At 69.5% G+C, this 23,839-nt stretch carries 21 protein-coding genes; 16 read left to right on the plus strand and 5 right to left on the minus strand.

The features are described 5' to 3' along the window. The first annotated feature begins 218 nt into the window (after positions 1-218). From SYV04_RS33880 to SYV04_RS33890, 3 genes are read left to right on the plus strand one after another with little or no spacing between them, the layout of a single operon-like run. Entirely contained in the window at positions 219-836 is a 618-nt protein-coding gene (locus tag SYV04_RS33880) for a hypothetical protein (protein ID WP_321550138.1), read from the plus strand. Positions 837-841: 5 nt separating this feature from the next. Continuing rightward, positions 842-1,645, plus strand: coding sequence for a hypothetical protein (locus SYV04_RS33885; RefSeq protein WP_321550139.1), 804 nt, complete (start codon positions 842-844; stop codon positions 1,643-1,645). 10 nt (positions 1,646-1,655) lie between these two features. Next, positions 1,656-2,297 carry a hypothetical protein gene (locus tag SYV04_RS33890; RefSeq protein WP_321550140.1) on the plus strand — a complete coding sequence of 214 codons (642 nt, stop codon included), beginning with the start codon at positions 1,656-1,658 and terminating at the stop codon, positions 2,295-2,297. 20 nt (positions 2,298-2,317) lie between these two features. Here the strand turns inward: SYV04_RS33890 and SYV04_RS33895 are convergent, their stop codons facing one another. After that, complete coding sequence (locus tag SYV04_RS33895; RefSeq protein WP_321550141.1) at positions 2,318-3,334, minus strand: zinc-binding alcohol dehydrogenase family protein; 1,017 nt, start codon at positions 3,332-3,334, stop codon at positions 2,318-2,320. 100 nt (positions 3,335-3,434) lie between these two features. Here SYV04_RS33895 and SYV04_RS33900 point away from each other — a divergent pair, with 100 nt between their 5' ends. The 9 genes from SYV04_RS33900 to SYV04_RS33940 all read left to right on the plus strand — a co-directional run bounded on the left by SYV04_RS33900 (position 3,435) and on the right by SYV04_RS33940 (position 15,553). Then, positions 3,435-4,802: a restriction endonuclease fold toxin 5 domain-containing protein gene (locus tag SYV04_RS33900; RefSeq protein WP_479691453.1), complete on the plus strand. Its 1,368-nt coding sequence runs from the start codon at positions 3,435-3,437 to the stop codon at positions 4,800-4,802. Between the two features lie 13 nt (positions 4,803-4,815). Beyond that, complete coding sequence (locus SYV04_RS33905) at positions 4,816-5,529, plus strand: immunity 52 family protein (protein ID WP_321550143.1); 714 nt, start codon at positions 4,816-4,818, stop codon at positions 5,527-5,529. A gap of 189 nt (positions 5,530-5,718) precedes the next feature. After that, the gene (locus SYV04_RS33910; protein WP_321550144.1) at positions 5,719-6,555 is read left to right on the plus strand and encodes a hypothetical protein; all 837 of its coding nucleotides are present in this window, start codon (positions 5,719-5,721) and stop codon (positions 6,553-6,555) included. 16 nt (positions 6,556-6,571) lie between these two features. Further along, positions 6,572-8,263, plus strand: coding sequence for a vWA domain-containing protein (locus tag SYV04_RS33915; protein ID WP_321550145.1), 1,692 nt, complete (start codon positions 6,572-6,574; stop codon positions 8,261-8,263). 3 nt (positions 8,264-8,266) lie between these two features. Beyond that, complete coding sequence (locus tag SYV04_RS33920; protein WP_321550146.1) at positions 8,267-10,108, plus strand: sensor histidine kinase; 1,842 nt, start codon at positions 8,267-8,269, stop codon at positions 10,106-10,108. After that, complete coding sequence (locus SYV04_RS33925; protein ID WP_321550147.1) at positions 10,105-10,809, plus strand: response regulator transcription factor; 705 nt, start codon at positions 10,105-10,107, stop codon at positions 10,807-10,809. Before SYV04_RS33920 ends, SYV04_RS33925 begins: the two co-directional genes overlap by 4 nt. A gap of 140 nt (positions 10,810-10,949) precedes the next feature. Continuing rightward, positions 10,950-13,520, plus strand: a complete 2,571-nt coding sequence (locus SYV04_RS33930) for an ATP-binding protein (protein ID WP_321550148.1) — start codon at positions 10,950-10,952, stop codon at positions 13,518-13,520. Then, complete coding sequence (locus tag SYV04_RS33935) at positions 13,513-13,974, plus strand: response regulator (RefSeq protein WP_321550149.1); 462 nt, start codon at positions 13,513-13,515, stop codon at positions 13,972-13,974. The genes SYV04_RS33930 and SYV04_RS33935 overlap by 8 nt, the downstream gene beginning before the upstream one ends. A gap of 4 nt (positions 13,975-13,978) precedes the next feature. Next, the gene (locus SYV04_RS33940) at positions 13,979-15,553 is read left to right on the plus strand and encodes a sensor histidine kinase (protein ID WP_321550150.1); all 1,575 of its coding nucleotides are present in this window, start codon (positions 13,979-13,981) and stop codon (positions 15,551-15,553) included. A gap of 66 nt (positions 15,554-15,619) precedes the next feature. Here SYV04_RS33940 and SYV04_RS33945 read toward each other — a convergent pair whose 3' ends face one another. Then, positions 15,620-17,044, minus strand: coding sequence for an SPFH domain-containing protein (locus tag SYV04_RS33945; RefSeq protein ID WP_321550151.1), 1,425 nt, complete (start codon positions 17,042-17,044; stop codon positions 15,620-15,622). Between the two features lie 136 nt (positions 17,045-17,180). On the opposite strand from SYV04_RS33945, the gene SYV04_RS33950 reads away from it, so the two are divergent. Beyond that, entirely contained in the window at positions 17,181-20,405 is a 3,225-nt protein-coding gene (locus SYV04_RS33950) for a carboxypeptidase regulatory-like domain-containing protein (RefSeq protein WP_321550152.1), read from the plus strand. 9 nt (positions 20,406-20,414) lie between these two features. Here the strand turns inward: SYV04_RS33950 and SYV04_RS33955 are convergent, their stop codons facing one another. Then, the gene (locus tag SYV04_RS33955; protein WP_321550153.1) at positions 20,415-21,062 is read right to left on the minus strand and encodes an eCIS core domain-containing protein; all 648 of its coding nucleotides are present in this window, start codon (positions 21,060-21,062) and stop codon (positions 20,415-20,417) included. Between the two features lie 84 nt (positions 21,063-21,146). Here SYV04_RS33955 and SYV04_RS33960 point away from each other — a divergent pair, with 84 nt between their 5' ends. Then, on the plus strand, positions 21,147-21,575 hold the full coding sequence (locus tag SYV04_RS33960; protein ID WP_321550154.1) for a hypothetical protein: 429 nt from the start codon (positions 21,147-21,149) through the stop codon (positions 21,573-21,575). Between the two features lie 9 nt (positions 21,576-21,584). Here the strand turns inward: SYV04_RS33960 and SYV04_RS33965 are convergent, their stop codons facing one another. Further along, on the minus strand, positions 21,585-22,067 hold the full coding sequence (locus SYV04_RS33965; RefSeq protein ID WP_321550155.1) for a nuclear transport factor 2 family protein: 483 nt from the start codon (positions 22,065-22,067) through the stop codon (positions 21,585-21,587). Between the two features lie 51 nt (positions 22,068-22,118). Here SYV04_RS33965 and def point away from each other — a divergent pair, with 51 nt between their 5' ends. Beyond that, complete coding sequence (def, locus tag SYV04_RS33970; RefSeq protein WP_321550156.1) at positions 22,119-22,625, plus strand: peptide deformylase; 507 nt, start codon at positions 22,119-22,121, stop codon at positions 22,623-22,625. A gap of 23 nt (positions 22,626-22,648) precedes the next feature. Further along, entirely contained in the window at positions 22,649-23,347 is a 699-nt protein-coding gene (locus SYV04_RS33975; protein WP_321550157.1) for a sterol desaturase family protein, read from the plus strand. Between the two features lie 195 nt (positions 23,348-23,542). Here SYV04_RS33975 and SYV04_RS33980 read toward each other — a convergent pair. Beyond that, a partial coding sequence (locus tag SYV04_RS33980; protein WP_321550158.1) for a hypothetical protein occupies positions 23,543-23,839 on the minus strand: 297 nt, incomplete at its 5' end.

Raw genomic sequence — 23,839 nt, forward strand, 5'->3', positions numbered from 1 at the left:
ACCCGGCGTGCTGGGGATGAGTGGACGTAGGTCGAAGTGTCCCCGTGCCCTCTTGTCCGCTCCCCCGCCAGGGATACCTGTGTAACGCGTTACATACCTCTGTCGCGCACGACACGCGCTGGGCCCCTGCTCCTCGGCCCGAGAGAGGGAAGAGCGCGGGGCACGATGCTTGCTCCCTCCCCGAGCGGCGCGCTGAAGCGCCATCGAAGGAGACCCTCATGGGCGCTACATCCCTGGTCGCGGCGGGAAACCGACCGCACCGGCTGGACTCACTGTTGTGGTCGCTGGACCGTCCCGCGCGCGCGGCGCTGGAGTTGTCCCAGCGCCCGCTGTCGGCCACCCTGGCCCCGGCGCTGCTGGGCATCTTCCTGGTGGCGGCGGCCTCCGCGGCGGCCGGTTGCATCTCGCTGTCCGGCTTCAAGCTGGTGCCTCGGCTGGACGCGCTGCGCGCCGTGTTCGAGGCGCTGCTCGTCGTGGTGCCGGGCACCACCGTCTTCGCCATCTACCTGCGGCTGCGCATCCCCGCGCGCGCGTTCCTGGCCGCCACCGCCCTGGGGTTGTTCGCCGCTGGCGTGGTGGCCGCCTGCCTCCTGCCGCTCATGGCCTTCCTCGCGGTGGTCGCCATCGAGACGCGCTCCACGCTGCCCCTGCCCCTGCTCTTCGTGCCGGGCATCGCCCTGGCCACCGTGGGCGTCCTCGCCTCGCGGGTGATGACTTCGCTCGATGGCTCGCGGGCCGCGTACTGGCTGTCGCGCGCCTTCGTCTTCTTCCTCGTGGCCGTGTTCTTCCTGCGCATCAACGCGGCGGCGATCAAGGTCCACTTCCACGTCTGGTGATTCCCATGCATGCCCTGTCCTCACCGTCCATCGGGGCCTTGAGCCCCATCCCCGAGTCCCTGTCCTCTATCGAATCCCATCACGAGAACCCGAAGTCCGAGCGAGGGACCGTCGCGAAGAGCGAGCCGCTCTCGCCGTTCATGCCCTGGTCGGCGGAGGAGCGCGCCCCGCTGCCGCAGGTGGAGGCCCCCAGCGGAGAGCGCTCGCTGCTGGCGGATCTGCTGCGTGAGCCGTCCGCGGTCACCGAGCGGCTGTTGGAGCCGTCACGGCTCCAGGGGTTGGTGCTGGGCTCGGTGGCCATCATCACCCTGAGCACGAGCTTCTTCGCCGCCACGGCGAGCGCGGCGCGGGGCAAGGAGGCGTGGTGGGGCGCGGCGGTGCTCACCTCGCTCAACGTGTTGATGTCGCTGGCGGCCTCGCTGGGCCCCATCTACGCCACGGGCATCCTGGTGGCGGCGCGGGTGCCGCTGGCGCGGCTGGTGGCGGCGCTGCTGGCGGCCACGGCGGCGGGCTCGCTGCTGCTGGCGGGGATGGCGCCCGCGCTGTACCTGGTGTGGCGGCTGGATGGGGAGTGGAGCGGGCCGCTGATGCTCGTCTCGGCGTTCCTGCTCTCGGGCGCGGCGGCGGGGGCGCGCATCCACCGGCTGCTGAGCGTGATGGCGGAGACGGTGACGCGCTCGGCGCTGGGCGAGGCGGCGAAGCTGAGCCCGGAGGACGCGTTCCGCGTGGGCATCCTCGCGCGCGTCTCCTGGATGATGTTGGCGTTCACCCTGGCCCTGGGTTTCTGGGCCTTCAACGCGCTGGGCTGAGGAGGCGGTCATGACGGCGCTGTGGATTCTTCAGGCGTATGGCGTGCTGGGCGTGCTGGTGGCGGTGCTCGTGCTCGCGCGCGGGACGGGGGGCCCGCCGCGGGCACGGGTGGGACAGGCGCTGCTCACGGGGGTGCTGTGGCCCTTCATGCTGCCGGTGCTCCTGTCGCCGGGGGAGGCACCCGGGAGCGCGGTGACGGAGGCGCGCGGGGAGCGGGCGCGGCGGCTGGAGGAGGTAGCGGCGCGGCTCGAGGAGTGCTGGAAGCAGGCGGCGGTGGAGAGCGCGTGGGCGGCGGAGCCCGCGCGCGAGCACCAGGTGCTGGAGCGCTTCATCTCCCGGCTGCGGGCGCAGGAGCGGCGCCTGAAGGAGATGGAGGTGGCGCTGGCGGCGGCGCCGGCGAGCGTGAAGGAGCGGCTGGCGCGGCTGTACGAGAGCGCGGTGGCCGAGCTGGAGAACAGCATCGGCTTGGTGGAGGACCTCTCGGCGCAGCTCACGCTGCTGCGCTTCGCTCACCTGAGCAACCCCTCGGCGGCGCGGGTGGAGCGGGGCCACATCGAGGAGCTGCTGCTGCGCATCGAGTCGCTGGCCGAGGCCTCGCAGCCTCCGGGCAGTGAGACGGCCGCGCCTCCGCCCGCGGTGGCTCGCGCTTGAAGGGGCGGTAGGCGCTTTCTTCAGCGCCAGCCTTCGAGGGCGAGCTTGCCCACCATCTTCCCGGACTCGAGCTTCGCGTGCGCCTCGCGCAGGGTGGCGGCGGAGATGGGGGAGAGCTTCTCGGTGAGCGTGGTGCGCAGGCGGCCGGCGTCGAGCCACTCGGACACCTGCTTGAGGATCTGGTGCTGCTCGGCCATGTCGGGGGTGCCGAACATGGGGCGGGTGAACATGAGCTCCCAGGAGAAGCTCACGCTCTTCTGCATCAGCCGCCCGAGGTCCAGCGGGTCCTTGGTCTCGACGATGGAGGAGATGCGCCCGCGCGGTTTGATGACATCGCCCATCACCGTCCAGTAGGCGGAGGTGTTGACGGTGTTGAGGATGTAGTCGACCTCGGGGGTGCCGGCGGCGCGAAGCTGGGCGGCGAGGTCCTCCTTGTGGTTGATGACGTGGTCGGCGCCCATCTTGCGGCACCAGTCCTGGGACTCGGGGCGGGAGGCGGTGGCGATGACGCGCAGCCCGGCGAGCTTGGCGAGCTGGATGGCGATGGAGCCGACGCCGCCGGCGCCGTTGATGACGAGCAGGGAGCGGCCCGCGTGGCGGCCGCCCAGGTCGATGGCCATGCGCTCGAAGAGGGCCTCATGGGCGGTGAGGGCGGTGAGGGGGATGGCGGCGGCCTGGGCGAAGTCGAGCGAGCGGGGCTTGGGCCCGACGATGCGCTCGTCGATGAGGTGCAGCTCACTGTTGCTGCCGGGGCGGGTGATGCTGCCCGCGTAGAAGACGGCGTCGCCTTTGCGGAAGAGGGTGACGTCGGGGCCTGCGGCCTCCACCACGCCAGCGGCGTCCCAGCCGAGCACGCGGGGGGAGGACTCGGTCTTGTCCTTGGGGGAGCGGACCTTGGTGTCCACGGGGTTGACGGAGACGGCGTGGACGCGCACGAGCAGGTCATGCCCCTGGGGCTGAGGGTCGGGCAGCTCCACATCGAGCAGGGACTCGGGATCGGCGATGGGCAGGTAGCGCTTCAGGGCAACGGCCTTCATGGTTCGCTCCGGGGTATGGCTCGAGGCAGCGGCGGTGACCCTATCATCGTGCTTGGAGTGCCGTTCTCGTAGGCTGTAGCCCTTCTCGAGGGAGGGGCCTGTGAGCGCTCGTCTGGCCATTGCGGTCCTTCTGCTGGCCCTGTCTTGCGCGTGCGGAGGCGCACGGGGGGTGCGCCTCGACACGGGACATGGGGAGCCGCTGAAGTACGAGCCGCCCACCAGGAACAAGTCCATCAAGGTAGACAAGGGCGACTTCGAGGATGCGCTGGCGCGGCTGGTGGTGGAGGTGCCTCTGACCCTCCGCCCCGCTCGGGCAGGTGGGTTGGTGAGAGCCTCCACCTCCTCGCTCCACGAGGAGGACGCGCCATGGCAGCACCTGCTGCGCAAGAGCGTCGAAGGCTTATGCGAGGCAGGCCAGCCGAAAAAGGACTGCCTGTCGCTGCTCGACGATGTGATGGGCCTGAGTGATACGGACAAGCTGGTAGTGGCACTGGGCCTGTCATTTGCTCCCATGCGAGAGAGCATCGAGGAAGCGGTGCGGGACACGCTCACACCGAGGTTCTTCTACGCCGCCATCGCCACCAGCATGGTGACCTGGGTCGTCCTGGCGGCCAACCCCGAGCCGGTATTCACCAAGGCTGCGGCGGTGGTGTCAGCGGTGATGCTGATGTACCTGGGAGTAGACGCCTTCCTGGACATGGTGAAGGCGAGCTTCGAGCTGAAGCGGGCCACGGCCCAGGCCACCACCTTCGAGGAGCTGGAGGCCGCCGCCCAACGCTTTGGCCGTGTCATCGGGGTACAGAGCTCACGTGTCTTCATCCTCGCGGTGACGGTGCTGGTGAGCCGGGGCACGGCCGGAAGCGCTTCCTGGCTGGCCTCGAGGTTACCGCTGCTGCCGAGCTTCTCAGAGGCGGCGGTGCTGGGGGCCTCACAAGTGAACCTGAGGCTGGAAGCAGTAGGGCAGGTGAGCGCGGTGGCGGTGGTGGAAGGCAACCTCGTCATCTCCCTGGCCCCTACCGCAATGGCCATGTCCGCAATGGGCTCGGGAGGGAATTCGGGGCCGGGTGGCCCCGCCTCCGGCGGTCCGGGAGAGTGGGTCCAGGTGAATGAGGGCATGTCCGAGAGTGCCCGCGGCTATCAGGCCCAAGTGACAGGAGCGCCTCGCGGCTATGCCTACCGGGTCAGGAGAGGTGGAGAGGAAGCGGACTTCGACGGCTTCCATGACGGAGTCCTGCTGGAGGCGAAGGGACCGAACTACGCGCAGTTCTTCGACAACAAGCTCGACCCGGAGAAGTTCTTCACGGGTGTTGAGGCCATTCTCGGGCAGGCTCGACGTCAGCTCGTCGTCGCGCAGGGAACTCCCATCCGATGGCTCGTTGCCGAGGAGAAGTTCGCGGCGGCGCTGAGCAAGCTGTTCCAGGGTAGAAAGCTTCGCATCCAGGTCGTTCATGTTCCCCCCACTCCGTAAGCGAAGCGGCTGAATGATCGAGACCTACTACGCGGGTGCTTACTGGTTGGCTCGCCACGAATCCGCCGAGGCATGCGCCCGGCGCGCGGAAGCCCTCTTTGAACGTCTCGGTCGCATCGAGCCGACGTGGCGGCACTGGTACGAGACGGGGAGTTCCTTCGCGGAAGCCCGCGAGCGACCGTTCACCCCTGACACCGCGAGCTTCAAGGCGCTCTTCGAGCGGAAGCAGAACCGCATGGGGGATGGGTTCAGCTTCTGGCTGTGGACGGGTGACAGTCCCGAGGAGACCACGAGCGTCGATGGGTTCTGCGGCTCCGCCAGCTTCGTGCCCCCTCCAGTCTGTGTGTTCAAGCCACCCTCGGAAGGGCCCCTGGCGCACCGGGTGCTGACCTCCGCCGTGCTGAGCGAGGTGGTGCGCGCCATGGCGCTGGCCTGGGAGCCGGAGTGGTGCGTTGCCACCTCCGAGCAACACCGGGACATGCTGGCGAACCATGGGGAAGTGCCAGACGTCTTCGTGGGCTGGGTGATGTACTTCTCACGCCAGCGTGGCCCCGTGCCTCCGCTGCCGGCCTCGGTGCGCGTCGAACCCGTGGAGGACAAGGGCACCCTCATCCTCCTCACCCCGGAGCGCTTTACCGCCTCGAACCCGGAGCACGTCGCCCTGGCAGTACGTGTTCAAGAGCTGCTCGACGCGGCCGGGTTGTTGCGCCCGCTTCAGCCCGGGTAGTCGCGGCCCGCATGAGCAAACCATGAGGAACAAATGAAGTGGCCTGGAGGCTTCTCCGGGCCGTGAGTGCGACCTTTCCGAGCGTCCCGGCCCGTCACCGGCCCGAAGCCCGGAGGAACCATGTCGCACACTTCCCGTCATCCTCAGACACCCCGTCCGTCCCCGAAGCCATCGAGCCCCCTCCTTTATATGGCGCTGCTCGCCCTGCTGACCGGCACGGGCTGCGCGGCGACCCACGGGACCATGAAGGCCGAGCTGCCGCCGATGGCGTTCGCCACCGAGGCCATGGGCGCGCCCGCCCCGCCCCCCGTCCTCACCGAGAACCACTTCCGGGGAGACCGCGCTGGCAGCATCGCCGAGGACTCGCTCCGAGAGGTGCTCGCCGCGCCCGTGTTCCTCGAGGAGAAGGCGCGCGTGGGCATCGTCCCCGTGCAGGGCTCCTACGCGCTGGACATGGAAGTCCCGCTGCCGGCGGTCACCGCGGCGCTGGCGGATGCGATGGATGCCTCGGGCGAGTTCGAGCTGGCCAGCGAGGTGTCCACGGACTTCCCGGTGGACCGAGGCATCTCCGGCCTGCGGGAGCTGGCGGCGCGCTACCGCTGCGACTACCTGCTCATCTACCGGCACCGCTTCGTGGACGCCTCGTACATGAACAAGGCGGCGTGGGGCTACCTCACGGTGGTGGGAGCGCTGTTCCTGCCGGGCAACACCATCGAGAGCGCGGGGGTGCTGGAGGCGACACTGTTCGACGTGAAGACGGGCACATTGCTCTTCACGGTGAACGAGCGGGTTCACAGCGAGGAGCAGGTGAACATCTGGCACAACGGGCTGAAGGCGCAGTGGATGAAGCGGCAGATGCTCGAGGGGGCGACGCAGAAGCTGGCGGACCAGGTCGTCACGAAGATCCGCCGGCTGGTGGTGGCGCGCCCGGAGCAGGGGAAGAAGTCCACGGGGGCGGTGGTATCGTCTCCGCCCGTGCCCTCCGCGGTGCCGGTGCCCGTGACGGTGTCCACGGTGGGTCCGTGAGCGCGAGCGGAAAGCCATGAAGAGGAACACGACGATGCAGAGGCTCGCGCTGGCCACGCTCACGGTGGCTCTGGGACTCACGGTGGGAGCCGGCTGCGCCATGAAGGCGCCCATGCACGAGCCCCGCGCGCCCGCCAACACCGAGCAGAGCGGCACCGAGGAGCTCGTGGTCACCACCGGGTACAGCAGCCCGCGCTCCGTCACGGAGGTCGAGGAGTCCACGGACTACTCGGGCCTGGCGGTGGTGAACGGCAAGCCGTACGCGGACATGTACTTCAAGCACTACGGGGTGAACCCGACCATCGACACGGAGGAGGAGAGTGTCTCCACCTTCTCCATCGACGTGGACACGGCCTCGTACACGTTGGCGCGGGCGTACCTGTCACGCGGCCACCTGCCGGAGGAGGAGGCCATCCGGGTGGAGGAGTTCATCAATGCCTTCCGCTACGACTACGCGGACCCGGGCAAGGCCCCGTTCGGGGTGCAGGTGGAGGCGTTCCCCTCGCCCAACCGCCGGGGCTACCACGTGCTGCACGTGGGGCTCAAAGGGCGCGAGGTGAGTCAGTCCGAGCGCTTGCCCGCGAACCTGGTCTTCACCATCGACGTGTCGGGCTCGATGGCGATGGAGCACCGGCTGGGGCTGGTGAAGCGCGCGTTGACGCTGTTGGTGGATCAGCTGGACGGGCGGGACACGCTGTCCATCGTCGTCTACGGCAACGAGGCGCGCACGGTGCTGGAGCCCACGCGGCTCGCGAACCGTCCGCGCATCTACGAGGCCATCCAGGCGCTGCGGCCGGAGGGCTCCACCAACGTGCAGGCGGGGTTGAAGCTGGCCTATGCCATCGCGGCGGCCCAGGTGCGCAAGGGCACGGTGAGCCGCGTCATCCTCTGCTCGGACGGGGTGGCGAACAACGGCGTCACGGACGGGGACGGCATCTTCGACTCGGTGAAGGAGTACGCACAGAAGGGCGTGCGGCTCACCACGGTGGGCTTCGGCATGGGCAACTACAACGACGTGCTGATGGAGCGGCTGGCGCAGGTGGGAGACGGGCAGTACGCCTACGTGGACCGAGTCCCGGAGGCGAAGCGCCTCTTCGTGGATCAGCTCACGGGCACGTTGCAGCTCATCGCCCGGGACGTGAAGGTGCAGCTGGAGTTCGACCCGTCGGTGGTCTCTCGCTACCGGCTGATCGGCTTCGAGAACCGGCTGCTGAACAAGCAGGACTTCGCCAACGACCAGGTGGACGCGGGGGACATGGGCGCGGGGCACACGGTGACGGCGCTCTACGAGGTGAAGTTCCGGGACACGGCGGCGCGGTCGGCCAGCGCCTTCGCGTCCCTGCGCATCCGCTACAAGGATCCGTCCACGCGGCTGCAGGCGGGAGACTCCCAGCTGGTGGAGAAGGCGCTGCCCACGGCCATCGTCCGCGGGAGCCTGGAGGCGGCCTCCGGACCCTCGCAGCTGTCGCTGGTGGTGGGGCTGTTCGCCGAGAAGCTGCGCGGCTCGTACTGGGCGCGCACGGTGACGTACGAGGACCTGCTTCGGCTGTGGTCGCAACTGCCCGAGCGCCTGCGCACCCGCGAGGACGTCACCGAGCTGCGCGAGCTCATCCACCAGGCCCGGACGTACGACCGGCGCGAGGACAGGTTCGAGCGGACGGCGCCGGTGGCGAACATGGACTTCGACCACATACCGGTGGTGCGCTAGCCCATGTGGCGCCGGCTCCTGCCCACGCTGGTGGCCATCGGCATCGGGCTCGCGGTGCTCACCGCGGGCCTGGTGTCGCTGCACGGCATCTTCGTGCGCGAGCGTGAGGAGGGCCGGCGGGCGCTGGAGGACCGACGCCGAGCGCTGGAGCAGTACGCGCGGCGGGCGCTGACGGAGACGCTACGGGAAAAACTGGAGGCGGCCAGCACCCGCCTGGAGCGGGCGGAGGCGGATCCGCTGGAGGAGGACACGAACCTCCTGCTCTTCCGGGGAGGGCGCCAGCTCTTGCCCCGAATCGCCGCGCCGCGCGAGGACGGAGCCACCCCGGCCACGAAGCTCCACGCCGCGCTGGAGGCGGAAGGGCCGGCGGCACTCGCCGCGAAGGAGGACGAGCCGGAGGACCCGTGGGCGGAGCGGCTGGTGTTGATGGGGCGCTTCCTCGCGGCGCTGAAGGCCTCCGAGCGCCCGGCCATCGAGAGCACGCTGCGCGAGTGGCTGGCCCACCGCTCGCGCTTCGTGCTGCCGGTGGCGAAGGACACGGCGGCGACGGTGTGGCTGCTGGAGCGCTTCCAGGCCAAGGGCAATCCGGATCCGGTGCTGATGCGGCTGCTGCTCCGGGACGGAGTGCAGGGGACGGGAGGCTCCCGGGTGGAGGGACTCCAGCGGGTGCTCCTGGAGCGGCGGGAGTCCTTCGGCCGAGAGGACTTCACCTTCCTCCGCGAGCGCATCGCCCGGCTCTCGGAGCTGACGCACGTGGACTTCGTGGACTTCAACGCGCGAGCGACGGCCGAGCCGGGGGCGCGCGTCCAGCTCTCGGCCTCGTTGGAGGAGCCGCAGCTCCGACCGGACGGCTGGTACATCGAGCCGCGGGGCACGAGCGGAATCCGAGGCGTGCGGGTGAACGCCGCCGAGCTGGTGGAGTCGGTGCGAGGCGAGATGCGGGAGCGAGGACTGCTGGAGGACGGGGATCGGCTGGAGCTGTCGCGCACGGACACGCCGGTGCCGGTCTCCACGCTGGCGGTGGGGCTGGAGTCGCCGCGCATGGTGGCGGCGGTGGCGGAGCTGGAGTCCGGCTATCGGCTCAAGGCGCTGCTGTTGGGGCTGAGCGGAGCGCTGGCGCTGGCCCTCATCGGCCTGGCGGTGCTGGCGCACGAGCGCAAGGTGCGCTTCCTGGCGCTGCGCTCGGAGTTCGTCTCCACGGTGTCCCACGAGCTGCGCACGCCGCTGTCGGCCATCCGGGTGATGGCGGAGACGCTGGAGCGCCGGGTCGGAGGCCTGCCGGGCGCGGGCAACTACCCCTCGCGCATCATCTCCGAGGCGGACGCGCTGGGCCGGCTGGTGGAGAACATCCTCACCTACAACCGGCTGGAGAAGGGGCGCTGGGAGGCGCGGCGCGAGCAGGTGCCGCTGGCGGAGCTCGTCCAGCGCGTGGTGGAGGATGCGGGAGCGCAGAACACCACCCAGGTGGCGCTGAAGACGGAGGGGCTCCAGGGGCTCTCCGTACCGGGAGACCCGGAGCTGTTGCGGATGCTCTTCTCCAACCTCGTCCACAACGCGTGCCGCTACACCACGCGCACGCCGGTGGAGCTGCGGGTGGAGGCCCGGCCGGGCGGCGCCACGGTGGTGTACCTGAGCGACAACGGGGTGGGAATCCCCCAGGAGAGCTGGGAGGCGGCCTTCGAGGAGTTTCGTCGGTTGCGTCGGGAGGGGCTGCCCGCGCGAGGAGGCAGTGGCCTGGGGCTGGCCATTTGTCGAAGAATCATGTCCCTGCACGGCGGCGCCATCCGGGTGGCCGCCTCGAGCCCTGAAGGCACCACGTTCGAACTCACCTTCCCCTCCGCATGAGCCCACCCACCGCCGGTCCCCGAGTCCTCGTGGTGGAGGACGATCCGAACCTCCGCCTCACCCTGGTCGACAACCTGGAGGAGGAGGGCTACGCGGTACAGGCCGCGAGTACCCTGTCCGAGGCCCGTACCCTCTGGAAGGCGGGGGCGGACGTGGTGGTGCTGGACATCATGCTGCCGGACGGAGACGGCTACACGCTGTGCCGGGAGATGCGGCAGGCGGGAACCTCCAGCCGGGTGTTGATGCTCACCGCGCGCACGCTGGAGGACGACGTGGTGCGCGGCTTCGACGTGGGCGCGGACGACTACCTGGCCAAGCCCTACCGCCTGCGCGAGCTCCTGGCCCGCATCCGCGCGCTGTCCCGCAGGGGCGCTCCCGCCACGCCCGCCGCCGAGGTGCTCGCCTTCGACCGCTTCCGGGTGGACCTGGAGTCGCGACGGCTCTTGGACGAGCGAGGCCAGGCGCTGGAGCTGACGCGCACCGAGTTCGACCTGCTGGTGTACCTGCTGCGCAACGCGGGCAAGGCGCTCACGCGAGACCAGATCCTCGCCGCGGTGTGGGGCGAGGACACGGTGGTGGACGCGCACACGGTGGACAACTTCGTGTCCAACCTGCGCAAGAAGCTCGAGTGGACGAGCGCCTCGCGCTTCGAGATCCGCTCGGTGCGCGGCGTGGGCTACCGGATGGACCTGCTCGCCTGAGGCGCGGTTTCACGCGCGGTGTGGGCGGGTGCGGGAGGGCCCGCCCTGCAATGTCCTCTTCCGAGCAACATAAGGGTGCCATTCCAGGGGGGGACGGACCGGGTTTGTCCTGAGACGGGGTGCCGGTTTAGGAGGGAGGTGTGCTCGACACACCCCCCAAGGCGAGCATTCTCCTCGTCGATGACCTTCCCGCCAACCTGCTCGCATTGGAGGCGCTGTTGGCCCCGTTTGGCCATCGGCTGGTGCGTGCCGCCTCGGGGCACGAGGCCCTGCGGTGTACGTTGCAGGAGGACTTCGCCGTCATCCTGATGGACGTGCGGCTGGGGGACATGAGCGGCATCGAGGTGACGGCGATGCTGCGAGACCGCGAGCGCACCCGGCACACGCCGGTGCTGCTGGTAACGGCGGCCAGCAGTGATGACGTGGAGCTGATGCAGGGCTACGCCCACGGCGCGGTGGACTACCTGCGCAAGCCCATCGTCCCCGAGGTGCTGCGCACCAAGGTGGCGGTGTTCGTGGACCTCTACCTCACGCGCGAGACGGTGCGGCGCCGCGAGGAGCAGCTGCGCTTGCGTGAGCGAGAGGCGCTGGAGAACGCCCACCGCGAGCACCTGCACCACCTGTTCATGCAGGCCCCGGCGGGCATCGCGATTACGCGGGGCCGCGACTTCGTCTTCGAGTTCGTCAACCCCATCTACGAGCAGATCGCCGGGCGTCCGGTGCCGGTGGGCCGGAAGATGCGCGAGGTGCTGCCGGAGATCGCCCACCAGCCGGCGCTGATGGCGCCGCTGCGCGGGGTGATGGAGACGGGCCAGCCCTTCCTGGGCACCGAGTTCCCGATGCGGTGGGACCGTCACGGCACGGGGGTGATGGAGGAGGGCTTCTTCAACCTCATGTACCAGCCGGTGCGCGAGGCGGAAGGGCACGTCTCGGGCGTCATCACCTTCTCGGTGGAGGTGACCGAGCAGGTGCTGGCCCGCCGTCAGGCGGAGCACCTGGCCGAGGACCTGCGGCGCCAGAAGGAGGCGCTGAGGGTGAGCGAGGAGCGGGTGCGGCTGGCGGTGGCCTCCGCCTCGCTGGGCACGTGGGACTTCAACCCCGTCACCCGCGAGCTCCAGTGTGACGCGCGTTGCCGGGAGCTCTTGGGGCTGCCTCCCGAGGGCGACATCGCCTACGAGGACTTCCTCTCGGGGCTGCACCCGGGGGAGCGGGAGCACATCGAGCAGGCGATCCGGCGCAGCTTCGAGCCGGAGGGCAGCGGCGACTTCGACGAGGAGTACCGCACGCTGGGCCTGCGGGACGGGGTGGAGCGCTGGGTGCGCGCCAAGGGCCGAGCGCGGTTCGAGCAGGGCCGCGCGGCGCGCTTCACGGGCACGGTGCAGGACATCACCGAGCGCAAGCACTCGGAGGAGGAGCGCACCCGGCTGCTGCTGCGCGAGCGCCACCGGGCCGAGCAGCTCAAGGGGCTGGCGGAGGCCTCGGTGGCCATCAACGGCGCGAGCTCCCTGGAGACGGTGCTCTCCATCGCGACGGAGTGGGCGCGGGCGCTGGTGGGGGCCCACCAGGCCGTCTCCAGTATGGCCGAGAACCAGGACTGGGAGCAGGCCATCACCTCCGTGTCCCTCTCGGACAAGTACGTCCCGTGGAAGGACTCCCTCCAGGCGCCGGAGGGCAGCGGCCTCTACGCCTTGGTGTGCGAGACGAACCAGCCGATGCGGCTGACGCAGGAGCAGCTCGAGGCCCACCCCCGGTGGAAGGCCATGGCCCGGCATGCGGACAAGCACCCGCCCATGCGCGGCTGGCTGGCGGCGCCGATGGTGGGCCGCGACGGGAGGAGCCTGGGCCTCATCCAGCTCTCGGACAAGCTGGAGGGAGACTTCAGCGAGGAGGACGAGTCCATCGTGGTGCAGCTGGCGCAGATGGCCAGCGTGGCGGTGGAGAACGTGCGGCTCTACGTGGACCTGGAGCACCGCGTGCAGGAGCGCACCCTGCAGTTGCAGGAGGTCAACCGCGAGCTGGAGTCCTTCAGCTACTCGGTGTCACACGACCTGCGCGCGCCGCTGCGGCACATCACCGGCTTCGCCCAGCTCCTGGAGCGGCGCAGCGGGGCGACGCTGGACGAGGCCTCGCGTGGCTTCCTGAAGACCATCGTCACCGCGGCGCAGCAGGGCGGCACGCTGGTGGACGACCTGCTGTCGTTCGCGCGCATGGGCCGGGCGGAGCTGCACAAGAAGACGGTGGACCTGGGCGTGCTGATGGGAGAGGTGCGCCACGAGCTGGAGGCCGACGCCGGAGGGCGTGCCATCGACTGGCGCATTGGCTCGCTGCCAATGGTGAACGCGGACCCGGTGCTGCTGCGTCAGGTGGTGCGCAATCTGTTGGGAAACGCACTGAAGTACACGCGCCCCACGACCCATGCGGTGATCGAAGTCGGGGCCCGCGAGTCGGAGGGAGAAGTCGAGGTGTGGGTGCGAGACAACGGAGTGGGCTTCGAGATGCAGTACGTGGACAAACTCTTCGGCGTCTTCCAGCGCCTGCACACCGTGGATCAATTCGAAGGCACGGGCATCGGCCTGGCCAACGTGCGACGTATCATCTCCCGCCATGGCGGGAGGACCTGGGCGGAGGGCGCCGTGGGGCAGGGCGCTACGTTCCACTTCTCGCTGCCTCTTGCTACCCCTGAAGTGAAGGACACCCACCGTCGTGACTGAGCTCAAGAGAATCCTCCTGGTGGAAGACAGCGCCAATGACGTGGCCCTCTCGTTGGCGGCCCTGGAAGAAATCCAGTTGGCCAACGAGGTGGTGGTGGTGCGGGATGGGCAACAGGCGCTCGACTTCCTGCGCAAGAAAGGCGAGTACGCGCACCGCACCGACGGCAACCCGGCGGTGGTGTTGCTGGACCTGAAGCTGCCCAAGGTGGACGGCATCGAGGTGCTGTCGCAGGTGAAGGGGGACGCGGAGCTGAAGTCCATCCCCATCGTCATGCTCACCTCCTCGCGGGAGGAGCGGGACCTGGCGCGCAGCTACGGGCTGGGGGTGAACGCGTACGTGGTGAAGCCGGTGGCCTTCCCGGACTTCGTCTCGGCGCTCAAGGAGCTGGGGCTCTTCTGGGCGGTGGTGAACCAGCCGCCACCGGGCTCGCTGACGCGGTCGGGAGGCAGGTGAGCCGATGCAGAGCCTCGCGCGTGAGCTGATGCCCGAGCCCGAGCCGAAGCCGCTGTCCATCCTCCTGCTGGAGGACAATGAGCTGGACGCGCGGCTCGTCACCACGCAGCTGGAGGAGGTGGGCATGCCCTTCCGCCTGGAGCGGGTGGAGGGGCGCGAGTCCTTCATGCGGGCGCTGGAGCGGGGGGGCTACGACATCATCCTGTCGGACTACAACATCCCGGGCTTCGACGGGGTGAGCGCGCTGGCGGCGGTGCGGCGGGTGCTGCCGGACATTCCGTTCCTCTTCGTCACCGGCGCGCTGGGCGAGGAGCGGGCCATCGAGCTGCTCAAGCGGGGGGCCACGGACTACGTGCTCAAGAACCGGCTGGAGCGCCTGGTGCCCAGCGTGGAGCGGGCTCTGCGGCAGGCCGAGAGCGAGCAGCTGCGGCGCGAGACCGAGAAGGCGCTGCGCAAGTCCGAGGAGCGCTACCAGCTCGTCATCCGCGCCACCTCGGACGTGGTGTGGGACTGGGACTTGGAGAAGGGCACGGTGGAGTGGAGCGACTCCATCGAGACGATGTTCGGCATCACCCGGCGGGAGATGGAGGCGGACACGGACGCGTGGTTGGCGCGGGTGCATCCGGAGGAGCGCGAGCGGGTGTGGCAGGGCATGCAGCAGGCGCTGACCTCGCGGGTGGACCGCTGGCAGGCCGAGTACCGCTTCCAGCGCGCCAATGGCACGTATGCCTTCGTGGTGGACCGGGGCTACATCGTCCGGGACGAGGGGGGCCAGGCGCAGCGCATGGCGGGGGCGATGCAGGACATCACCGAGCAGAAGCGCTCGGAGGAGGAGCGCCAGCAGTTGTTGAGCGAGGCGCGGCGGCGGGTGGAGTTCGAGCAGCAGTTGGTGGGCATCGTCAGCCATGACCTGCGCGGGCCGCTCAACGCCATCCTGACGGGGGCGTCGATGATGCTGCAGCGGGAGACCATCGAGCCGTGGCAGGCGAAGACGGCGGCGCGAATCCTCTCGTGCGCGGAGCGCTCGAACCGGCTGATTCGAGACCTGCTGGACTTCACCCAGGCGCGCATGGGGGGCGGCATTCCGGTGCGGCCGGCGTCGGCGGACCTGCACGAGGTGACGCAGCAGGTGGTGGAGGAAGCGCGCGCGGTGCATGTGGAGCGCAACATCCTGGTGACGCAGGGTGGGGAGGGGCGCGGGGAGTGGGACGCGGACCGGATGGCGCAGGTGGTCTCGAACCTGGTGACCAACGCGCTGAAGTACAGCCCGGAGGGGACGCAGGTGCGGGTGGAGACGGTGGGCGAGCCGGAGCGGATGGTGCTGCGGGTCCACAACGTGGGGGAGCCCATCGCGGCGGACCTGCTGCCGCGCATCTTCGAGCCGCTGCGGCGCGGCAAGCGCCGGACGAACCGCTCGGACCGGAGCATCGGCCTGGGGCTCTACATCGTCCGGGAGCTGGTGCTGGCGCACGGGGGGACGGTGGAGGTGAACTCCACGGAAGCGGAGGGAACCACCTTCACGGTGTCGCTGCCCCGAACGATTCCCGTCCTGAGCGCGGAGCCCCCCGCCATCGACTGAGGCACGCCCTCCCGAAACCTGTCTGATGTCCGACAGGTTTGTCCGGAGCGCGCCCGGGGGCAGGGCTCAAGGAGCGGGGCGCTCGGGAGGGGGCGGCGCAGGGAGCTTCGCCGGAGCCACCTCGGCCTCGGGGCGCAGGGCCTTCACCAGGGCCATCATCTGGGCCACGAGGCTGGTGAGCGCCTGGCCCTCCTGGATGCCGGCGCCGGTGCCGATGGAGAAGGAGCGCAGCTCCTGGGGCTGGGGCATCTTCTCGGCGATGGTGGGCAGCAGCTCGACGAGGCGGGACTGGACGTTGGCGGGGCTGAGGCCGTTGAGGATGTGCTGACGGGCCTCGAGCAGCTCCAGCTCGAAGCGCTTCTGCTTGTTGCCGGCGGTGCGCTCGGCCTCCAGCACCTCGAGGCTGGCCTGGGCCTCGCGCTTGCGCTGAGCGGCCTGGGCCTCGTGCTTGAGCTGGGCGAGCTCGGTCTCCACGGCGAGCCGCGCCTTGTGCAACTCGGCGGTGTGCAGGGCGGACTGCTGGCGCTCCACGGCGAGCGTGCGGGCGGCCTCCTCCTCGCGCTGCTGGCGCCGCAGCTCCTCGGCCTGCTTGCGGTCATAGGCCTCGGCGTCCTTGTGAGCGCGCAGCTGGGAGAGCTCGCCCTCGGTCTCCAGGTGGGAGCGCTCGCGCTCTTGTTTCACCTGGAGCTCGCGGCGGGAGATGGCCTCCTCGGTCTCGAGTCCGGCGAGCCGGGCCACGCGCTCGCGCTCGGCGCGGAAGGGCTTCTGGAGGCTCTCCCAGAGGCGGGCGGAGCTGACGACGGCCTCCTTGATTTGAACGGTGACGATGCGAAGGCCGAGGCCCTTGTCGCTGCCGCCACCGCCCTCGGCGACCTGACGGATGCGGGCGGTGAGCTCCTCGATGATGGGCTGCTTGTCGGAGAGCACGGCGTCGATGCTCATGGTGGCCACCTTGTCCTTGATGGCGGCCTCGGCCTGCTCGCGCAGCTGGACGTTCACCACGCGCATGGGGTCGTCGACGTCGGTGAAGTCGAGCTTCTTATAGGCGGTGGCGAAGTCCTCGATGATCCACTGCACGTAGCCCTGGACGAGCAGCCCCTGGAGCTCGCGGCAGATGCAGTGGGCGTTGATGAGGATGGTCTGCATGGCGCCCGGCACGACGAGGAACGAGTCGATGGCGGGGTTGAAGCGGAAGGAGACGCCCAAGCCGATGTGCAGGGGCTTGTCGTGGCCGCGGCGGGTGTGGACGACGTAGGCGTTGGGAGGGACGACGACGTTCTTCCAGCGCCAGAAGCCGGTGACGCGCACATCCACGGCATTGCCGCCGGGCATCTCGGGAGGGGGAGGAGCGCCCATCCCCCCGCGGCGACGCGGCGCCATGCCGGCCGCCTGGGCAGGCACCGACATGGGAGAGGCCATCTTGCGAGCCTTGAGGTCGACCTCGAGGCGCTGTTGCTGCTCCTGGACTTGATCCAGGTACTCGTTCCGCATGGATTGATTCATCGAGGTCCCCCGAGGAGGGCCGCATCTAACACCACGGCACCCCGAGCCAGAAAGGTGGGAGCCCGGAGCCAAGGGCCCTTCCGGTTCCGGAGGGAGCTTGCGAGACTCGGGAGGGGAGGTCGGTATGCGCAGGGGAGTGCTGGCAGGGCTGGGACTCGTGCTGCTCGCGGCGGCGGCGGTGGTGGGCTGGCGGCTCAGCGACGGGGAAACCCAAGCCCAGTCCCAAACGCCCGGCGCCTCGTCTCGCTCCGCCCGAGCCCCGAGCCGAGGGCATGAGCTCACCCACAAGTCGCCCACGCCTCCGCCGAGTGGAGCCCTGAGCATCCACGGGTGGGTGCGCACGGAGCAGGGGCCGGCGGAGGGAGTGCGAGTCGTCGCCACGAGGCCCATGCCGGGCGAGACGCTCTCGGAGCTGCCTTGTCCGGAGTCCTCGTTGGCCTTCGCGGGCCGGAGGGGCGCGACGCTCGCCAACTGCCTGAACGAGGCCGAGGGGCTGGTGATGGAGCTGGTGCGGGCGCGTTACGGCGAGGCCCCCGAGTACGCCACGGCCACCACGGCGGCGGATGGCAGCTTCGTGCTCCAGAGCCTGCCGGAGGGGACCTTCACGCTGTGGGCCATGGACGCGCGAGGAGCCCGGAGGAAGCAGGACGTTCCAGCGGGAGCGGAGGGCGTGGGGCTGCTGCTGGCCGAGGGCCAGTGGATGGCGGGCGTGGTCCGGGACGAGGAGGGGGTGCCGGTGCCGGAGGTGCGGGTGACGGTGGTGCATGAGGCGCACACGCGCTTCTTCGACACGGTGACGGGAGAGGACGGACGGTTCCGCGTCGGACCTCTGCCTGGAGACAGCTATGCGCTGGTGGTGGAGAAGGAGGGCTGGCTGCCGGTGTTCCTGAGGAGTGGGGGGCTGGAGTGGTCGAAGGGCCAGGTGGTGCTCCTGCGAGCGCGCCGGCTCACGGGCCGGGTGCTGTCGGACGGGGCGGCGGCGCCCGGAGCGGAGCTTCTGCTGGGAGGCCAGGAGTCGCGTGGAATCGAGGCGCTACGGGCGACGGCGGACGCGGAGGGCCGCTTCACCTTCGAGGGATTGGAGCCGGAGAGCTACCGGCTCACGGCGGAGTCGCACGCGCGCCACGCCGTGGCCCAGGTGGACCTGAGCGGACAGCTCCGGGAGCCCGAGGAGGTGGTGCTGGAGCTGGGCAGCGCGCTCTTCGCGGAGGGCACGGTGCGGGATGAAGCCGGGCGGGTGGTAGAGGGCGTGAGCGTGTCGCTGCGGGTAGAGGAGGAGTACGGGCAGCCCTGGACAGCGGTCACGGATGCGGCGGGGCAGTACCGGGTGGGGCCGCTGCAAGCGGGCGCCTATTCCTTCGGGCTCTCCGCGGAAGGCTACCTGGACGAGGACTCGCTGACGCGCGAGCTGACGAGGGATTCAGCGCCGGTGGACTTCACGCTGAAGGCGGCGGCGCGGATCTCGGGAGTGCTGGTGGATGAAGCGGGGCAGCCGGTGCCCCACATCCGCGTCTTCTTGAAGGAACGGCGGAAGGGGCCGGATGATTTTTCATTGATCACCGACGGGAACGCGGCGGACGCGGAGGGCCGCTTCTCGTTGGACGCGCCGCACGAGGGCGCATGGGTCCTCGACGTCTCGGATGAGGGGTTCCTGCAGCAGGAGGTGTCGGTGCAGGCGCCCTCCGAGGGGGTGCGGATGGTGCTGAGCCGGGGCGCGACGGTGGCGGGGACGGTGACGGATGCGCGAGGCCAGGCGGTGGAGCGGGCCTCGGTGACGCTGTGGCGGTTGGAGCCGGAGGAAGGCCCGGAGCGGTCGCGGCAGACGGGGGAGGAGGGGCGCTTCACGCTGCAAGGAGTGCGGCCCGGCCGCTACATGGTGGAGGCGACGCTGGAGACGCCCGGGGTGGATCTCGCGGTGGCCAAGGCCATCGAGGTCCGAGGCGCGGAGCAGGCGGAGGTGGCGCTGCGCTTCGAGGAAGGGCGGACGGTGTCGGGCCTCGCGGTGGACGGCGAGGGGCAGCCGGTGGAGGGAGTCTCCGTGCGCGTCAACCTGGAGGACGAGCACGTGCCGACGTGGCGGCGCGGCGGGCGCACCTGCGGCAACAGGCTGACGCTCGACGCGCGAACGGACGCGCAGGGGCGCTTCACGCTGCGGCACCTGGGGGAGGAGACGTATTGGCTGTACGCCCACAAGTCGGGCCACACCTTCATGCCCGCCCTCTCGGTGGGAGGCGAGCGGGTGGATGACTACGGCCTGCGGGTGAGCGAGGCGACGAAGGAACTGCGCCTGGTGTTTGACCGGCAGGCGCGAGTGCATGGGCGGCTGGTGGGGCCGGACGGAGCGCCGCTGCGGCACTTCAACCTGAACCAGGAGCCGGTGAGCGACGCGGAGGGCTACTTCGAGTTGCCCATCTCGGATGCGGGCCAGCTGCGACTGGAGTTCACCGCGACGGGGATGGCGCCGCTGATTCGCGACGTGCAGGTGCAACTGGGCGTCGACAAGGACCTGGGAGCGGTGCGGATGGGGCCTGGGCGTCGGGTGACGGGGCGGGTGGTGGACCTGGAGACGGGGGCGCCGGTGGCGAAGGTTCGCCTCGAGGTGGCGGAGGCCTCCTCCAGCATGGATACGTTCAACGTGGAGGGGCTGATGGCGGTGACGCGGGAGGACGGCACCTTCGAGCTGCCGCGGGTGGAGGCCCGGCCCCTGCTGCTGGTGGTGAGCCACGAAGGCTACCTACCCCTGAGCCTCCCGCTGGGAGCGAACCAGGAGTCGGTGACGGTGACAGTGGATCCGGGGGCGCGGCTGGAGGTGACGATGAAGGACGCGCAGGGCCGACCGATGAACGGGTTCATCAACCTGGCGAGCGAGGACAGCGGGTCGGTCTCCGCGCAGGTGAAGGAGGGGAGGCTCATCCGGCGCGGGGTGCCCGAGGGGCTCTACATGGCGAGGGCGCATGCGAGCGAGCCTGCGGGAGCGGGGATCTTCCTGCCGCGGTCGGTGCGGATTCCGGCCCGAGGGCTGGTGGTGCTGGACTTCGCGGAGCGCAAGGAAGGGGCCACGTTGAAGGTGGACCTGGGGGAGGGGGGGGAGCTGATGGACGGGCTCCTCTTGCCGGGAGGCTTGCCGGGCCCACTGAACCTCGACGACCTGCCCACGCTGAGGGAGCGCAGCCTGCCAGCGGAGCAAGAGGGGAACGTGGTGACGTTCCAGTACCTGCCGACGGGGCACGCCACGGTGCTGCTGCTGATGTTCGGCGCTCCGGGCCGCGTCTACAGGGAGGAACTGGAGCTTCCGCCCACGGGAGTGGTGGAGCGGAAGGCGAACTGGCAGCCGGTGGGGGAGCTGTAGGCCCACCGGTTACGGCTTGCGGAGAATCTCCAGGGCGGCCACGAGGCTGTAGGTGAAGTCCGCGAAGCCGTCGGGAGGCTGGGAGCCCGGGCGGATGACGGTGGGCTTGTCGTTCTGGAGCAGGCCGAAGAGGGCACCTGGGGCCTCGAACCAGGCGCCGCGGTAGGCGTCTTGGATCATCTGGCCCTGCTGCTCGGGGTTCATGCGCCGCCAGGCCTTGCCCTGGCGCAGGGGCTTGGCGAAGTCGTAGCCATCGCCGCCGGTCTGGGCCCAGAGGGCATTGGGCACATAGCCCCAGCCATCGCGCTGGTATTGCCAGACGTGGACCGCCTCGTGGACGAGGAGGGAGGGGTACTGAGAGGAGATGGCGCTGTAGGCCTTGGAGGGCAGGTGGATGGTGTTGCCGAGGGTGAAGGCGCGGCTGCCGTTGATGAGCTCGGTGAAGGAGCCCATGCGGGTGAGGCGCAGGGGAGGGTACTTGAGGCCGGCGTCGAACACCTTGCGGAGCAGCTGCACCTCGACTTCGGAGAGGGGGCGCGTGTCGGGGAGCTTCTGGGCGCTGGAGGCGGCGGCGTTCACGAGGTGAATGGGCCCGGAGGGCTTGCTGGGCTCGGCGGGAGCGGCGTTCGTCTCGGGGGGCTCGAGTTTGGCACCCATGGGCCAGGCTCCTCGCGGGGGTGGAAGAGGGAAGGATACCCCTGGGGGCCGAAAACCCGGATCCGCCTGTGGTACGAGAGGGCCATGAACCCGGAGTCGATGTCGGACAAAGCATTCCTGGAGGCGCTGGAGTCAGCCACCTACCCCAAGGAGCAGTTCGGTCACCGGGCGCACCTGCGGCTGGGGTGGCTGTGCCTGCGAGAGCAGGGCTTCGAGGAGGGGCTGGCGAGCATCCGGACGCGGATCCAGCGCTACGCCACGGCGGTGGGAGCGGCGGCGAAGTACCACGAGACGATGACCCGGGTCTGGGCCGAGCACGTCCAGGCGGCGCTGGACGCGACGCCGGAGCTCACCTCCTTCGACGCGTTCCTCGCGGCGCACCCGGAGCTGCTGAACGCGGGGCTGCTGGAGCGCCACTACCGGAAGGAGACCCTGGGCTCGGCGGAGGCGAAGACGGGCTGGGTGCCGCCGGACCGGGAGCCGCTGCCGCGAAGGAAGCAGACAGGCAAGTAGGGCGGGGGCTCAGGGGCCTGAGACGCCGCGCTCGCTCATGAACTTGTCCAGCGAGGCGCGGGCGGTGGCCTGGACCTTGTTCTTGAGCAAGGGCGTCCACCCGAGCAGCAGGCCCGCGGGCCCGAGGGCCTGACGGGACCAGCGATGGAAGTCGAAGCGGTCGCGGTGGCGGAGAATCTTGCCGTCGCGGAACTCGAACTCGCCATCGATGATGTTGTGAACCTTCCGACCGGTGGTGGAGAAGGTGTAGTGGGCCTCCCAGTGGGCGCGACCGGTGCGGTCATCGGCCTGGATGTCGCGGAACTCGAGGGTGAGGTCCTTGCCGCGCTCGCAGAGCATGCGCCACATGGAGGTAACGCCGCCGTGGCGCAGGCCGACGAAGGCCTCATCGGAGAACTCGGCCTCGGGGTGGTAGCAGGAGGCCATGGTCTCGGCATCGCGGCGTTGGAAGGCCGAGTAGAAGGTGTGGAGGAGCTGGGCGTTGGGGTGCATGGACAGAGGTGTTAGCAGACTGGCGGGCGGGCATGGCAGAGTGGAGGGGATATGGCGCGAGAGATTGTGATCTGGCCCCACAAGGTGCTCACCTCGGCGACGCAGCCGGTGAAGGAGTTCGGCCCGGAGCTGGAGAAGCTGCTGGAGGAGATGGCCGAGTCCATGGCGGAGGCCAAGGGCATTGGCATCGCGGCGAACCAGGTAGGCGAGTCGCTGAGGACGGCATTGGTGGGGCGGGAGGACGGGACCCACTTCGAGATCGTCAACCCGGAGATATTGGAGCGCTCGGGGAAGGTGACGCTGGAGGAGGGGTGCCTGTCGGTGCCGGACGAGTGGGAGAAGGTGCCGCGCTTCCACAAGGTGAAGGTGCGCTACCAGGACAAGGCGGGGCAGTGGCACGAGGTGGAGGCGGAGGGGCGGCTGGCGCACGTCTTCCAGCATGAAATCGACCACCTGGACGGGCGCGTCTTCGTGGACCACCTGTCGGGGCTCAAGCGGGGCCTCATCCAGGAGCGGATGAAGAAGCTGCAGAAGTCGCAGAAGCGCAAGAAGGACTGAGCCGGGGCGGTTACACTGAAGGCATGAGCGAGGCCCCGCTCCCAGAGTCCGTGGCGAGGTTCCGAGCGGAGTTCCGCCAGAAGGAGCCTGGAAGGCACTACCGGGGGTGGGGGCACTTCGCCTTCACGAGCCTGGGCTCGCTAGCGGTCATCACCTTCGCGCTGAGCCGACTCACGGAGGTACGGCCGCTCGAGTGGCTGATGGTGCCGGCGACCTTCCTGGTGGCGAACACGGCGGAGTACTTCGGCCACCGGGGCCCGATGCACCACCGGAGGAGGGGGCTGGGGCTGGTGTACCGGCGGCACACGCAGCAGCACCACCACTTCTTCACCGAGGAGGCGATGGCCTACGAGTCGAGCCACGACTTCCGGATGGTGCTCTTCCCACCGGTGCTGCTGCTCTTCTTCCTGGGAGGAATCGCCACGCCCCTGGGAGCGCTCCTCTTCGCGCTGGGAACCCCGAATCTCGGGTGGCTCTTCGTGGCGACGGCGATGGGCTACTTCCTCACGTACGAGTGGCTGCACTTCTGTTACCACCTGCCAGCCGGGCATCCGGTTGCCAGATTGCCCGTGATGGGGAAGCTGCGCCGGCACCACGAAGTGCATCACGACCTGAGAAAGATGGGGCGCTACCACTTCAACATCACCTTCCCCCTCTGGGACCGGCTCATGGGGACGATGTGGCGCTCGCCAGGACCCTTGGAGGGCAAACAGCCTCCCTAGGAAATCCGCTGGAGGAAGAAGCAGCTCCCCGCCGGGGGTTTTCACCTCTGAGCGCCGTGCTCAACATCCCGGCGCTGATCACCATCGACTCAAGAAGGATTTGACGAGACGGTGCCGAGGCGGTAGTGATCCTGCCCCTCCGCTGGGTGCCTCCGACACATCGGTGCCGGTCAGTCCCCAGGCGGAATGAAGTCGTCAACGAAGTCGGTTGACACCGAACGCGGCAGAGAGGTAGAAGCCGCGCCCCTTCGAACGGATCCGCAGTCGGGGTTCGGAAGTGAATCGAAGGGCCTGACAAAAAGAATAAGTCACCGGGAAGCAGTTGACGGCGGACGCGGCAAAGAGGTAGAAGCCGCGCCCCTCCAGAAGGAAGACGGGAAGCGGTTCGCCGCTGAACAGAAGCCGGAAGGAAAGCCGAAACCGGTTGACAGGGAGCGAGGCGAAGAGGTAGAAGCCGCGCCCCGCCTCGAAAGGGAAGAACGAAGCCACTGG

Source organism: Hyalangium ruber (assembly GCF_034259325.1).
GTDB classification, from domain to species: domain Bacteria; phylum Myxococcota; class Myxococcia; order Myxococcales; family Myxococcaceae; genus Hyalangium_A; species Hyalangium_A rubrum.

Excerpts from the sequence above, each read along its gene's own strand:
- SYV04_RS33960 (WP_321550154.1), top strand. The coding sequence starts at position 21,147 with ATGAACCCGGAGTCGATGTCGGACAAAGCATTCCTGGAGGCGCTGGAG.
- SYV04_RS33950 (WP_321550152.1), top strand. The coding sequence starts at position 17,181 with ATGCGCAGGGGAGTGCTGGCAGGGCTGGGACTCGTGCTGCTCGCGGCG.
- SYV04_RS33910 (WP_321550144.1), top strand. The coding sequence starts at position 5,719 with ATGGCGCTGCTCGCCCTGCTGACCGGCACGGGCTGCGCGGCGACCCAC.
- SYV04_RS33915 (WP_321550145.1), top strand. The coding sequence starts at position 6,572 with ATGAAGAGGAACACGACGATGCAGAGGCTCGCGCTGGCCACGCTCACG.
- SYV04_RS33920 (WP_321550146.1), top strand. The coding sequence starts at position 8,267 with ATGTGGCGCCGGCTCCTGCCCACGCTGGTGGCCATCGGCATCGGGCTC.
- SYV04_RS33945 (WP_321550151.1), bottom strand. The coding sequence starts at position 17,044 with ATGCGGAACGAGTACCTGGATCAAGTCCAGGAGCAGCAACAGCGCCTC.
- SYV04_RS33965 (WP_321550155.1), bottom strand. The coding sequence starts at position 22,067 with ATGCACCCCAACGCCCAGCTCCTCCACACCTTCTACTCGGCCTTCCAA.
- SYV04_RS33880 (WP_321550138.1), top strand. The coding sequence starts at position 219 with ATGGGCGCTACATCCCTGGTCGCGGCGGGAAACCGACCGCACCGGCTG.
- SYV04_RS33925 (WP_321550147.1), top strand. The coding sequence starts at position 10,105 with ATGAGCCCACCCACCGCCGGTCCCCGAGTCCTCGTGGTGGAGGACGAT.
- SYV04_RS33895 (WP_321550141.1), bottom strand. The coding sequence starts at position 3,334 with ATGAAGGCCGTTGCCCTGAAGCGCTACCTGCCCATCGCCGATCCCGAG.
- SYV04_RS33940 (WP_321550150.1), top strand. The coding sequence starts at position 13,979 with ATGCAGAGCCTCGCGCGTGAGCTGATGCCCGAGCCCGAGCCGAAGCCG.
- SYV04_RS33885 (WP_321550139.1), top strand. The coding sequence starts at position 842 with ATGCATGCCCTGTCCTCACCGTCCATCGGGGCCTTGAGCCCCATCCCC.
- SYV04_RS33905 (WP_321550143.1), top strand. The coding sequence starts at position 4,816 with ATGATCGAGACCTACTACGCGGGTGCTTACTGGTTGGCTCGCCACGAA.
- def (WP_321550156.1), top strand. The coding sequence starts at position 22,119 with ATGGCGCGAGAGATTGTGATCTGGCCCCACAAGGTGCTCACCTCGGCG.
- SYV04_RS33955 (WP_321550153.1), bottom strand. The coding sequence starts at position 21,062 with ATGGGTGCCAAACTCGAGCCCCCCGAGACGAACGCCGCTCCCGCCGAG.
- SYV04_RS33975 (WP_321550157.1), top strand. The coding sequence starts at position 22,649 with ATGAGCGAGGCCCCGCTCCCAGAGTCCGTGGCGAGGTTCCGAGCGGAG.
- SYV04_RS33890 (WP_321550140.1), top strand. The coding sequence starts at position 1,656 with ATGACGGCGCTGTGGATTCTTCAGGCGTATGGCGTGCTGGGCGTGCTG.